Annotated in this window: 5 protein-coding genes; 2 read left to right on the top strand and 3 right to left on the bottom strand. The window is 64.6% G+C overall.

All coding sequences use genetic code 11. From position 1 onward, the window contains the following. Positions 1 to 16 precede the first annotated feature (16 nt). Positions 17 to 406 carry an MAPEG family protein gene (locus tag AKN83_RS23325; RefSeq protein ID WP_050401843.1) on the top strand — a complete coding sequence of 130 codons (390 nt, stop codon included), beginning with the start codon at positions 17 to 19 and terminating at the stop codon, positions 404 to 406. 85 nt (positions 407 to 491) lie between these two features. On the opposite strand, the gene AKN83_RS23320 is transcribed toward AKN83_RS23325, so the two are convergent. From AKN83_RS23320 to AKN83_RS23310, 3 genes are all read right to left on the bottom strand, one after another. Next, complete coding sequence (locus AKN83_RS23320; protein WP_050401863.1) at positions 492 to 1,682, bottom strand: ABC transporter substrate-binding protein; 1,191 nt, start codon at positions 1,680 to 1,682, stop codon at positions 492 to 494. Between the two features lie 233 nt (positions 1,683 to 1,915). Continuing rightward, positions 1,916 to 5,095, bottom strand: coding sequence for an efflux RND transporter permease subunit (locus AKN83_RS23315; protein WP_050401842.1), 3,180 nt, complete (start codon positions 5,093 to 5,095; stop codon positions 1,916 to 1,918). Next, positions 5,092 to 6,333 carry an efflux RND transporter periplasmic adaptor subunit gene (locus AKN83_RS23310; protein ID WP_050401841.1) on the bottom strand — a complete coding sequence of 414 codons (1,242 nt, stop codon included), beginning with the start codon at positions 6,331 to 6,333 and terminating at the stop codon, positions 5,092 to 5,094. The genes AKN83_RS23315 and AKN83_RS23310 overlap by 4 nt, the downstream gene beginning before the upstream one ends. Positions 6,334 to 7,135: 802 nt before the next feature. On the opposite strand from AKN83_RS23310, the gene AKN83_RS23305 reads away from it, so the two are divergent. Next, positions 7,136 to 13,708 (top strand): beta strand repeat-containing protein, encoded by a 6,573-nt coding sequence (locus AKN83_RS23305; RefSeq protein WP_050401840.1) that lies wholly within the window; start codon positions 7,136 to 7,138, stop codon positions 13,706 to 13,708. Positions 13,709 to 13,836: the final 128 nt, after the last annotated feature.

Genomic DNA, 13,836 nt, shown 5'->3' with positions numbered 1-13,836 from the left:
AGAGGACACGTCTGCCATGTATCACTACACGGCCATCGTCACCTGTCTTGCCGTCGCGTTCTATTTCTACACCTCGATCGAGGTGTCGCGCGCCCGTGCCGCCTATGGCATCAAGCTCCCGGCGGTCTCGGGCCATCCGGACTTCGAGCGCGTCTTCCGGATCCAAATGAACACGCTGGAGTGGATGCCGATCTTCCTGCCGTCGCTCTGGCTGTTTGCGATCTATATCGGCGACGTCGCGGCCGCCGCAGTCGGCGTGATCTGGGTCGTCGGCCGCATCGTTTATTTCATCGGCTATCGCGAGGCGGTGGCGAAGCGCAGCCGCGGATTTGGCATCCAGGCGATGGCCGCGATCATTCTATGGATCGGCGCGCTCGGCGGCGCGGCGTGGCGGGTGGTGCATTGAAGGCGCGACCACACCCTCCGCTGTCGTCCCGGCGAAGGCCAGGCAAAGGCCGGGACGACAGTTGTGTTGTTTCAACAGCTCCGCATCACTTGGTCAGCGGGCAGCCGCTTTCCTTGGCGGTGAAGAACGCCTTGTCGCCGGGCACCACAGCGAGCTGCTTATAATAGTCCCAGGGCTTCTTCGACTCCGAAGGCTTCTTGACCTCGAACAGATAGAGGTCATGCACCATGCGGCCGTTCGCGAGCACCTTGCCCTTGGCGAAGGCGTCATCGACCGGCAGCTCCTTCAGCTTGGCGGCAACCGCCTCGCTGTCCTTGGTGCCGGCGGCCTTCACCGCCTTCAAATAGCTCAGCGTCGCCGAATAGGTGCCGGCATGGATCATGCTCGGCATCCGGCCGGTGCGCTTGAAGAAGCGCTCGCTGAAGGCGCGCGAAGCATCGTCGTGGTCCCAATAGAAGCCCTCGGTGAGCACGAGACCCTGCGCCGCTTCGAGCCCGAGACCGTGCACCTCCGACAGCGTCATCAACAGGCCGGCGAGCTTCTGGCCGCCGCGCACGATGCCGAACTCGGCCGCCTGCTTGATCGAGTTGGTGGTGTCGAGGCCGGCGTTGGCAAGCCCGATGATCTTGGCCTTCGAGCTCTGCGCCTGCAGCAGGAACGACGAGAAGTCGGACGAGTTGAGCGGCACGCGGACCGAGCCAACCACCTTGCCACCCTTCGAGGCGACGATGTCGCTGGTGTCCTTTTCCAGCGCGTAGCCGAACGCGTAGTCGGCGGTCAGGAAGAACCAAGTGTCTCCGCCCGCTTCCGTCAACGCGCCCCCGGTGCCGACCGCGAGCGCGCGGGTGTCGTAGGCCCAGTGGAAGCTGTAGGGCGTGCAGGCATCGCCTGAAATGCGCGAGGTCGCCGCGCCCACCACGATGTCGATCTTCTTCTTTTCCTTCGACAGCTCCTGCACCGCGAGCGCGACCGACGACGTGGTGAGCTCGGTAATCATGTCGACGTTTTCGACCTCGTACCAGCGCCGCGCGATCGCGGTCGCAAGGTCCGGCTTGTTCTGATGGTCGGCGGTGACGATCTCGATCTTCTGTCCCAGCACCTCGCCGCCGAAATCCTCGACCGCCATCCGCGCCGCTTCGAGCGAATATTTGCCGCCGTAATCGGCGTAGACGCCCGACTGGTCGTTCAGGATGCCGATCTTGACACCCTGGGCCATTGCCGGCGCCGCCAGCATCAAGCTGCATGCCGCAACCGCAGCCAAAAATCCCGACTTCATTGTCATGTTCTCCCAGCAGTCTTTCATCAGGAAAAATCGGCGCGACATTATTTTATAACCTGGCTGCTGCCCACCGATTTCAGTTCAGCCAATAGTATGGGCATGCAAAGCCTTTCCTCCGTCATTCCGGGGCGCGCAGCGCCAGCCCGGAATCCATCAGGCCGCATACCCAAGACGATAAATGAATTCCGGGCTCACCGCTGCGCGGTGCCCCGGAATGACGACGGGGAGGGTTATGCTCCACCCGCCACGGTCGCCGCTGGCTCCTTCGGCTTGCCCTCGTTCTTTCCTTCCGCGAGGTTGCGCACCACCATGTAGAAGATCGGGGTGAAGACAAGGCCGAACAGGGTGACGCCGAGCATGCCGAAGAACACGGCGACGCCGACCGCCTGGCGCATCTCCGAGCCCGATCCGGTCGACAGCACCAGCGGCAGCACGCCGAGGATAAAGGCGAACGACGTCATCAGGATCGGCCGCAGACGGAGCCGGCAGGCCTCGATCACCGCCTCCAGCCGTGGCCGGCCCTCGAGTTCGATATCGCGCGCGAACTCGACGATCAGGATCGCGTTCTTGGCGGCAAGTCCCACCAGCACCACAAAGCCGATCTGGGTCAGGATGTTGACGTCCTGGCCCATGATGCGCACGCCGATCGTGGCCGCGAACAGGCACATCGGCACGATCAGGATCACCGCGAACGGCAGTGTCCAGCTGCCATATTGCGCGGCCAGCACCAGATAGACGAACAGCACGCAGATCGGGAACACGTAGAGGCCGGCATTGGCGCCGTTGACCTGCTGGTAGGACAGATCGGTCCATTCGAACGAGAAGCCGCTCGGCAAGGTTTCGTCGGCGATCTTCTTGATGGTGTTGAGCGCCGTCGTCGAGCTGACGCCCGGCGCCGGTTCACCCTGCAGTTCGGACGCCGAGTAGAGATTGTAGCGGGCGACGCGGTCGGGACCCGAAATGTCCTTGAAGTCGACGACGCTGCCGAGCATCACCATGTCGCCATTGGCGTTGCGGGTGCGCAGCCGCGACAGGTCGGTGGTCTCCTTGCGGAACGGCAGATCGGCCTGCGCGGTGACGTGGTAGGTGCGGCCGAACAGGTTGAAGTCGTTGACATAGGTCGAGCCGAAATAGGTCTCGATCGTGTCGGTGATATTGGCGATGGGAACGCCGAGCTTCTGCGCCTTGACGCGATCGATATCGACGAACAGCTGCGGCGTGTTCGCGGAGTACGGCGAGAACACCGACGTGAGGCTCGGCGACTTGCGCGCGGCCAACACCAGTTCGTCGGTCGCGGACGCCAGCAGTTCGGGCCCGCGCCCCTGCCGATCCTGGACGCGGATGGTGAAACCACCGCCGGTGCCGATACCGGGCACGGCCGGCGGCGGAATCACGATGATGAAAGCGCCCTGGATCACCGACAGCCGCTTGCGCAGCTCGGCCGTGATCGCGGTCGCCGTCAGCCCCTTCTTCAGCCGCGCCTCCGGCTCGTCGAACACCGGGAACAGCGCCGCGGCATTGCCCGCCTGCGTGCGCGTCGCGCCGGAGAAGCCGGCGAACGCCGCGACGCGAACGATGCCGGGCGTATCCAGCGCAATCCGCTCGATCTCGCGCACCACAGCCGTGGTCCGCGCCAGCGACGCGGCGCCCGGCAACTGCGCCGAGATGATGACGTAGCCGCGGTCCTGCGCCGGGATGAAGCCTTGCGAAGTGGTCGCGAGCAGCCAGCCGGCGCTGCCGATCAAGACGAGGTAGATCGCGACCATGACCACGGTGTGCCGGATCACGAAGTCGGCGACCGCCGCATAGCCATGGGCCAGCCGGTCGAACACGCGGTTGAACAGCGCGGTGAAGCTGTCCCAGCCGCGCGCGATGACGTTCCAGCGGGCCGGCGGGCGCTTCTCCTCGTGCGGCACCAGGATCTGCGAGGCCAGCGCCGGCGACAGCGTCAGCGAGCAGAAGCAGGAGATCGCGGTCGCGACCGCGATGGTTACGGCGAATTGCTGGAAGAACTGTCCGGAGATGCCGCCGAGGAAGGCGGTCGGCACGAACACCGCGCACAGCACCAGCGCGATCGAGACCAGCGCGCCGCCGACCTCCTCCATGGTCTTGAGCGCGGCCTCGCGCCTGGACATGCCGTGCTCGAGATGCCGCTCGACATTCTCGACCACGACGATGGCGTCGTCGACCACGATCCCGACCGCGAGCACCAGACCGAATAAGGTCAGATTGTTGATCGAGAACCCGAGCGCGGCCATCACCGCGAAGGTGCCAACCAGCGACACCGGGATCGCGATGATCGGAATGATCGCAGGCCGCCAGCCCTGCAGGAACACCAGCACCACGATGACGACGAGCGCCATCGCTTCATAGATCGTCTTGATCAGTTCATGGACCGATTGGGCGATGAATTCGGTCGGGTTGTAGCCGATGTTGTAGTCGAGCCCCTTCGGGAAACCCGCCTTCATCCGCTCCATCGTGTCGGAGATGCTCTTGGCGGTGGCGAGCGCGTTCGATCCGGGCCGCTGCGTCACCAGCAGGGCGACGGCGGATTTGCGCAGCAGGAAGCTGTTGGTAGCGTAGGACAGCGCACCGAGCTCGACGCGGGCGACGTCGCGCAGGCGTACAGTGCGGCCGTCTGAGCCGGCCTTCACCACGATATCCTCGAACTGCCTGATGTCCTTGAGGCGGCCGGTGAACACGAGATTGGGCTGGAAGGCGCGATCGGCGATCGGCGGCTCGGCGATCTGGCCGCCGGCGATCTGCAGGTTCTGCGCCCGGATCGCCGCCAGCACCTCGGCCGAGGTCAGACCGAGATTGGCAATCCGGTCGGGGTCGAGCCACAGCCGCATCGAATAGTCGCGCGCGCCGAACATCTGGATGTCGCCGACGCCGTCGAGCCGCAACAGCTGGTCGCGGACCTGCAGCAGCGCGTAGTTGGAAATGTAGAGCTGGTCGAACGTGTCGTCGGGCGACAGCATGAACACGACCATCAGGATGTCGGGCGAGTTCTTGCGGGTGACGACGCCGTTGCGCTGGACCTCCTCGGGCAGCCGCGGCTGCGCGATCGCGACGCGGTTCTGCACCAGCACCTGGGCCTTGTCGAGGTCGGTGCCGAGCTTGAAGGTCGCGGTGATGGTGAGCTGGCCGTTCGACGTCGCCTGGCTGTAGAGATACAGCATGTCCTCGACGCCGTTGATCTCCTGCTCGATCGGAGCGGCGACGGTGTCGGACACGGTCTGCGCCGAGGCGCCCGGGTACTGCGTGGTGACGGTGACGGTCGGCGGCACCACTTGCGGATATTCCGAGACCGGCAGCGTCGGATAGGCAATCGCGCCGACGATCAGCAGCACGATCGACAGCACCATCGCGAGGATGGGCTGGTTGATGGAGAGCCTGCCGAGATTCATGGCTTGGCACCTGCCGCCGGCTTGGCAGCTTCCGCGGGCTTGGTGTCTGCCGCGGGCGCCTGGGCCATTTTCGGCGTCACCTTGGCGCCGACGCGGGCGCGCTGCAGGCCGTCGACGATCACATGGTCCTCCGGCTTGAGCCCCTCGCGGATCACGCGCAGGCCCTCATCCAGCGGCCCGAGCGTGACCGCTCGGGCTTCCACCGTGTTGTCGTCCTTGACCACGAACACGATCTTGCGCGACTGGTCGGTGGCAACAGCGGTATCCGGGATCAGCAGCGCCTCGTAGGGCGAGGAGCCGATAAGACGGACGCGGCCGAACTGGCCGGGCAGGATCGAGAGATCCTTGTTCGGAATCACCGCGCGGCTGCGCAGCGTCGCGGTGGAGACGTCGAGGCGGTTGTCGAGGAAGTCCATCTTGCCCTCATGCGAGGGCTTGGTCTCGCCGGTCAGCGTCACCTGCACCGGGTTCGCGGTATCCCGCGAGCTCGGCCGCCGGCCTTCGAACCACAGCTTGCTGTTGCGCTGATAGGTCGCCTCGTCGACGTCGAAATAGATGTAGATCGGATCGAGCGACACGATCGAGGTCAAGAGCGTCGCACCGCCCTCGCTGCCCTGCACCAGATTGCCGGGGGTCACCAGATGCCGGCTGACGCGGCCGGTGATCGGCGCCAGCACGTGGGTGAATTCGACGTTGAGCTGGGCGGCCTTCAGCGTGCCCTCGGCCTGGGTCTCGGCGGCGCGCGCCGCCTGCAACGCCTGGCGGCGCTGATCGACGACCTGCTCGGAGACCGCGCTGGTCTGCACCAGGTTGAGCCCGCGCTCGAGATCCCGCTTGGCAAGCTCGCCCTTGGCCCGCGCGTCGGCGAGCTGACCTTCGGCCTGCAGCACGACCGCCTCGAACGGCCGCGGATCGATGATGTAGAGCAGATCGCCGGCATGGACGATCGCACCATCCTTGAACTCGACACTGTTGACGAAGCCGCCGACGCGGGCGCGGACCTGGACCTCCTCGATCGCCTCGAAGCGGCCGGTGAATTCGTCCCAATCGGTGACGGTGCGCTTGACCGGCTGCGCGACGGTCACGGGCGGTGCCGGCGGCGCGGCCTGCGATTGCGCAGTCTTGTCGTCGCAGCCGCCGAGCGCCAGCACGGCCAACAGCCCGATCGGCGCGAGGCCGCGCCGGCACGCCCTGACGAATCCCTGGCGGCGAAGCGAACGCGACTCGGCACCGTTCACCGGAGCCGGACGCTCCGTTCTGTCAATCGAACTCAATTCGCTCTCCCCCAAAAAGACCACGAAGCACGCCGACCAAATCAGGCCTACCAAAGTCGCAACTGAAATTGCGGTGATTCAACACGGATGGACCACCGCAATGTCGCGGCAGCGGACGTCACAGATGTAGCCGCACCCCAGTCTGTTCAAGATGGCCGCCGGATCAAGCGAATAGTTTCGTAGTCTGAAAGCCTTACGACACGCTCGCGAAACCGTGACGACGAAAAGGGGCAGTTTGGCTGGCCTATCGGAGCGGCTAGGTCACAGACGGCCCGCCCCGAATCAATCACAACGCGAGCTTGCTTCACAGATTCGTTACATCGCACCGGAGTCCAATTTTGGCACGGACACCTGCGGCCCACAGCAGCCAGGGTTAACCAGGTTCCCGCACTCTACCTCTCGCTGCACGGCGGAATCGCCGTTGGCGGCATCGGTTGTCATTCGCACACACATTGACACTCGGAAGCATCGCCAATACGGTCATGGTTGCCAAAGCATGAATATTGTTGGCCGGCCGCTTTTTTCTCGAATATTCATGGTGTTTTGTCGCGGCGCGAGTGTGTGAAAGCGACTACGTCAATGGCAAGCGCATTTGACCTTGCTGAAGCCACGGCTGCGCTGAGATCGCGGCTTTCTCGAATTGCAGGCGGCTTGGCGCGATCGCCGATCGCGAGCAGTCAACTTCAACGTGTGAACGGCTTCACACCTCATCGTCCCCAACAATCGTAGATATTGATCGGCTTCCACGCCGATCGCGGGAGTGCTCATGACGACCATACCTGCTTATACAATCGGTGGTTTAACGCGCCCCGAACTTCAGCTTGATTCGACCGGTCATATCGTCCTCGACGCGGCCGCCCAGGCGTTCGCCGACACGTATGGTCTGCAATATCTGTACCTCGGCTGCCCTCCCGGCACGCTGTGGCCCCCGGTCACCGACCAGCTGTCGGCTCCGATCGACGCCAATGCGGGAAATAACACGGTCATCGAGGGCGCCGCGGCCAACACGCTCGTCAACATCACGGCGCTGGCCACCAGCAGCAGCGGCCATGCCGTCACCTATTCGCTGATCGGCGACAGCTCCGGCGGTGGATTCAAGATCGATCCGAACACCGGCGTGGTGACGGTCGCCGATCCCACCAAGATCAATTACGTGACCAGCCCTGGCCATGCCTACACCATCACGGTTCAGGCGAGCGACGGCATCGCGACGAGCGCGCAGAGTTTTGCCATCGCGGTCACCGACGTTGCGCCGTCCACACCGGTCGACAGCAATGCGGCGGCCAACAAGGTCGCGGAAGGCGCGGCGGCCGGCACGGCCGTGGGCATCACCGCGACCTCGGCCGACATGAATCCGGTGACCTACAGCCTGACTGGCGACAGTTCGGGCGGAGGCTTCACGATCAATGCCACGACAGGTGTCATCACCGTCGCCGATCCCAGCAAGATCAACTACGTCACCGCGCCGGGTCACGCCTATACCGTCACCGCGACCGCGAGCGACGGCACCTTGAGTAGTTCGCAGACCTTCTCGATCGATGTGACCTTGGGTGCGGCAACTCACTTTGCCGTGAGCATTCCGGCCAACGGCGCAGCGGGGACGCCGGGCACGGTCACCGTCACCGCGCTCGACGCCTTGAACCACGTCGTCACCAATTACGCGGGCACGGTCCACTTCAGGTCAACCGACAGCCACGCCGCGCTGCCGGCCGACGTGACGTTGACCAACGGCACCGGCAGCTTCAGCGAAACCCTCGACACCGCCGGCAGCCAGACCATCACCGCGACCGACACGGTGACCGGCATCACCGGCACGTCGAATGCCCAAGCCGTCACGCCCGGCGCCGCCACGCACTTCGCGGTGAGCCTTCCGGCCAATGGCACGGCGGGAACACCAGGCTCGTTCACGGTCACCGCGCTCGATGCCTTCAACAACGTCGCCACCGGCTACATCGGCACGGTGCATTTCTCGTCGAGCGACGGCAGCGCCACGCTGCCGGCCGACATGACGTTGACCAACGGCACCGGCACCTTCAGCGAAACATTTAAGACCGCCGGCAACCAGACCATCACCGCGAACGACCTGGTCACCCCCGCCATCGCCGGCTCATCGAACGCCGAAGCCGTTGCGGGCGGCACCGCTACGCATCTTGTGGTCAGCATTCCGGCGAGCGGAGCCGCGGGGACACCAGGTTTGGTCACCGTCACCGCATTCGATGCCTTCGGCAACGTCGCCACGGGCTATTCGGGCACCGTGCACTTCACATCGAGCGATGGTCATGCCGTGCTGCCCGCCGACATGACGCTGACCAACGGCACCGGCAGCTTCAGCGAAACATTCGAGACGGTCGGCAGCCAGACCATCACGGCCACGGACACGGTCAGCGCCATCACCAGCACCTCGAATGCGGAGACCGTGACGCCGGGTCCCGTCACGCATTTCTCGATCAGCATTCCGGGCAGCAGCACGGCGGGAATCGCAGGTTCGGGCACCGTGACCGCGCTCGACGCCTTCGGCAACGTCGTCACCGGTTACACCGGAACCGTGCACTTCACGTCGACCGACGGCCATGCGGTTCTGCCGGCCGACATGACGCTGACCAACGGCACCGCCACCTTCAGCGAGACGCTCGACACCGCCGGAAGCCAGACCATCACCGCGACCGACACGGCGACGAGCACGATTACCGGCACCTCGAATGCCGAAGCCGTGACGGCGGCCGCCGCCACGCATTTTGCAGTCAGCATCCCGGGCAGCGGCTCAGCCGGCACCCCAGGTTCAGGCACCGTGACCGCGCTCGATGCCTTTGGCAACGTCGTCCTCGGCTACACTGGAACCGTGCACTTCACATCGACCGACGGCAGCGCCGTGCTGCCGGCCGACATGACGTTGACCAATGGCACCGGGACCTTCAACGAGACCTTCGATACCTCCGGCAGCCAGACCATCACCGCCACCGACACGGTCAGCGCCGTCACCGGCACGTCGAATGCCGAAAACGTCGCGCCCGGCCCAGCCACCCATTTTGCGGTAAGCATCCCGGCCAACGGCCGCGCCGACGTTGCGGGATCGGTCACCGTCACGGCGCTCGATGCCCATGGCAACATCGCCACCGGCTACACCGGCACCGTGCACTTTACATCGAGCGATCCCACCGCCGTGCTGCCGTCCGACGCGACGCTGACCGGCGGCATCGGCACCTTCACCGAGAAGTTCGAGACCGCCGGAAGCCAGACCATCACCGCGACCGACACGGTCAGTGCCGGCGTCACCGGCACGTCAAACACCGAGACCGTGGCCCCTCCGGACGCTCCGCCCGTCGTGACCGGCGGCCATATCCTGAACTACATCGAAGGGCAGGCCGCCACCGCATTCGATCCGGCGCTGACGGTCACCGATGCCGACAGCGCAACGCTCGATCATGTGACGGTGCAGATCACCGGCAACTATTTCAACGGCCAGGATATACTCGCTTTCGTCAACACCGCGCACATCGTCGGCGCATGGGACGCCTTGCACGGTGAGTTGACCCTGATCGGCACCGCCGGCTCCACGGTCGCCGACTTCCAGACCGCGCTGGATTCGATCACTTACTTCAACTCCAGCAACAACCCGTCCGGCCTGACCCGCACGGTGACCATCACCGCCAATGACGGGACTCTCGACGGCACGCCTGCGACCGACACCATCGACGTCACCCCGGTCAACAACCCGCCGGTGGTGACAATTGGCGCCATCACCAACTTCAGCGAGCCGCCGGTCGGCACGCCGCCGGCGAATTCGGTCCCGGTCACGATCGCCCCGAACCTCACGATCACCGACGTCGACAGCACCAACCTGATCAGCGCGACCTTCGAGCTGACCGACCTCAAGCCGTCGGACGCGCTGTCGATCGCAGGTCACGCCGGCACCAGCGGTGACATCGGCAAAATTCACTTCGACATCACCAGCACGGCTACCACCGAAACCGTCACCCTGACCGGGACCGACACGATCGCGCACTACAACGCGGTGCTCGACGCGGTCCAGTTCAACAACACCGGCGAGCCCCCCGACACCACGGCGCGCACCTATACCGTGACCGCCGTCGACGACGGCGGCACCGCGAACGGCGGCAACGACACCGGGTCGGCATCCGCAACCCAGACCGTTACCGCAATCGACGATCCGCCGACCGCGACGGTGCCTTCGGATTCATCGGTCGGGACGGCTTTTTCGCACACCAACCTCGCGATATCGGGGCTCTCGGTCGCCGACATCGATTCTGCAGGCGGCAACGAAACCGCAACGATCACTTCGAACCGCGGCGCGCTGTCGTTCGATACCACCGGACTTGCGGGTTTCACCAACAACGGCTCCCATACCGTCACCCTGACGGGGACGATCGCGCAGCTCAACACCGCGCTGGCGACGCTGACCTACAACAGCGACGACGGTTTCACCGGCAGCGACACGGTTTCCCTGAACATCAACGACAATGGCCATACCGGCAGCGGCGGGCCGCTCTCGTCGGGGCCGCAGAGCTTTCACGTCGGCGTCGTGCCGCAGGTGTTCTACATCGACAATTCGGCAACGAGCAGCCACAACCTCGGCACCCAGGCCGATCCGTACACCTCGATCGCCGCCTTCAACGCGGCGAATCCGGCCGGCTCCGGCGACTATGTCGTACTCGAGCACGGCACCGGCACCTATAGCGAAGCCAACGGCATCAATCTGGCCAACGGCGTCAACCTGATCGGCGGCAGCCATACCCTGACGTTCACCAATCCGGTGACCAACCAGCTGGTCACCGCGAATGTCGGCTCGGGCACCGATCCGGTGATCCATGTCACCGGCGCCGACAACGGCATCGACCTGCTCGGCACCACGGGTCACACGATCACCGGCGTCAGCATCGATACTTCGGCCTCGACCGGTATCGGCATCAGCGACGACGGCAACAATGTCGGCACCGTCACGATGTCCGACATCGTGATCAAGACGGCCAGTGGCGCCGGCTTGAGCTTCACCCATGGCGGCACCATCACCGTTACCGGCAGCAACAACACCATCACGTCGACGACCGGCACCGCCCTCGATGTCGAGCACACCAACATCGGCACCGGCAGTCTCACTTTCAAGAGCATTTCGGCGACAGGCTCGTCGGGCAATGCAGGCATCATTCTCGACACGACGGGAACGGCCGGCGGGCTCACGGTCACCGGGACCGGCTCCGCGGGATCCGGTGGCACGATCAACAACAAGACCGGCGGCGATATCCTGAGCGGTACCGACGCCGGCGGGCAAACCACGTCGGGCGATGGCGGCACCGGCATTTTCCTCCACAACACCGCCAACGTGTCGCTGACTGACATGGCGCTGCACGACTTCAGCAACTTCGCGATCTACGGCAATGGAGTCACCAATTTCACGCTCGCCAACAGCGCGATCAGCGGCACCAACGGCACCACCAATGCCGGCGACCGCGAGGAAAGCAGCATCCGGTTCGACAATCTGCTCGGCACTGCGTCGATTACGGGATCGAGCATTTCGGGCGGCTTCACCCAGAATGTCGATCTCTACAACACCAGCGGCACGTTGAATCGCCTGACCATGGACAGCGACACGTTCGGCCTGATCGGCTCGAGCGGCAACGACAACGTTCTCGGCCAAGTCTACAACTCCGCGACCGCCAACTACACCGTGACCAACAGCACGTTTTCCGGCACGCGGTCCGACTTCATCGCGTTCGCCGCCAACAACAATTCGTCGATGGACGCCGTGGTGCGGAGCAACACCTTCCACAACGGCGAGGCGATCGTTCCCGGCGGCGGCACGGCAGTCGACATCAGGAGCGGATCCGGCGGCAATGTCTCCGCCGCGACCACCACGTTCGACATCTCGCACAACATCCTGACCGACGGCGGCGCCAACGCCTTCGACACGGTCGGCATTTTCGTGGCGAAGGGCCAGGACAACGGCACCATGTCCGGCACCATCGCCAGCAACGATATCGGCCCGGCCAAGGCGGGATCCAACTCCGACGGCATCTTCGTCCGCGACGCGGGCGCCGGCAGTCTGACGACGCTGATCCAGAACAACACGATCACCGGCGTCGGCGACGCCGGCATCGCGCTGCAGAACAACGACGGCAGCTCGACCCTCAACGCCACGCTCTACGGCAACTCGGTATCGTCGCCGACCTCCAACAGTCCGTTCGCGGCCCTCGATGTCGAGAACGGCGCGACGGCGACCGACACCAGCACGATGAATATCGTCATCGGCATGGGTGGGGGCGGCACGGGCAGCAAGAATACGCTGAACCATAGCACGCTCTACGCCACCGACGTCGAGTTGAGCAACTTCAACGCCAGCACCCATCTGAACCTCTCGAAGAACGGCTCGACATCGGGCACCGCCGCAGGCGTCATCACCGACGACAACACCAGCACCACGGGCGGCATCACTGTCGACACCACTGGCGGCAACGGCACGACGACGCTGGTCAGCACGCTGCCGACGCTTCCCGCGGTGGTCGCACCATTGCTCGCCGAAGCGGGCGGCGTTCAGGCACCGACTCCGAGCACAGGTGAGATGCACCTGACACAGGCCGAACTCAGTTCGGTGGTGTCGGCGGCGATCGCAGAATGGGCAAGCGTGGGCGCCAACGCGACGCAGCTCGCCCTGCTGCATGCTGCATCCTTCAGCGTTGCCGATCTCGCCGGCCAGATTGTCGGTCAGGAAGGCGGCCTGCAGATCACGATCGACACCGATGCCGCCGGCCACGGCTGGTTCATCGACCCTACCCTGTCGGACAATCTCGAATTCACCAACGCCCTCAACGCCGCCGGCACCGATCTCCTGACCGATCCGTCGAAGGCGGCTGCGGGTCATCTCGATCTGCTGACCACCGTGGTCCACGAACTGGGTCACGTGCTCGGCCTCCCCGACTCCGTTTCGCCATCCGACGCCAACAGCCTGATGTACATCGGCCTCGCCGACGGTGAGCGCCGGCTTGCCACTGCATCGGATGTCGCCCAATCCAATACGGCCCTGCAAAAGGCGATGCCCATGCAAGGCACCTCTACCTCGAACCAGCAAACCACTACTTCGCAGACCACCGGTACGCCCAAGGTGACCAGCGGCGACAGCTTCGACTTCTCGTCATTGACCCAGACGCAGTCGCAGACCAACACAAGCCATACGGACCTGACGGCGAACACTCAGGCCTTGTCCGATCTGTTCGGCGGGCATTCCAGTGCCGCGACCCCATGGTGGGCCGGTCACGAAATGACCTATGCCGCGATGGGTGGCAACCTGATCGATCATCTCCAGACCCATCACGATCTGGTGGTTTGATCGAGGGTAGCAACAGGTTCCGGAACGATCCGGCAGGCGTTTCGATTCGGTCGCGCCGCATCGCGGCAATCGTCGTCGCGAAGCGCCACGTCATCGCAACGACATCCGCGCGTCATGCGCTCGAACAA

It is taken from the genome of Bradyrhizobium embrapense, from assembly GCF_001189235.2.
Lineage (GTDB): Bacteria > Pseudomonadota > Alphaproteobacteria > Rhizobiales > Xanthobacteraceae > Bradyrhizobium > Bradyrhizobium embrapense.
Note: the sequence above shows the minus strand (reverse complement) of the source record. Positions and strands in the feature narration are given on the sequence as shown.

Coding starts and splice junctions, on each gene's coding strand:
- AKN83_RS23325 (WP_050401843.1), top strand. CDS start 17: ATGTATCACTACACGGCCATCGTCACCTGTCTTGCCGTCGCGTTCTAT.
- AKN83_RS23320 (WP_050401863.1), bottom strand. CDS start 1,682: ATGAAGTCGGGATTTTTGGCTGCGGTTGCGGCATGCAGCTTGATGCTG.
- AKN83_RS23315 (WP_050401842.1), bottom strand. CDS start 5,095: ATGAATCTCGGCAGGCTCTCCATCAACCAGCCCATCCTCGCGATGGTG.
- AKN83_RS23305 (WP_050401840.1), top strand. CDS start 7,136: ATGACGACCATACCTGCTTATACAATCGGTGGTTTAACGCGCCCCGAA.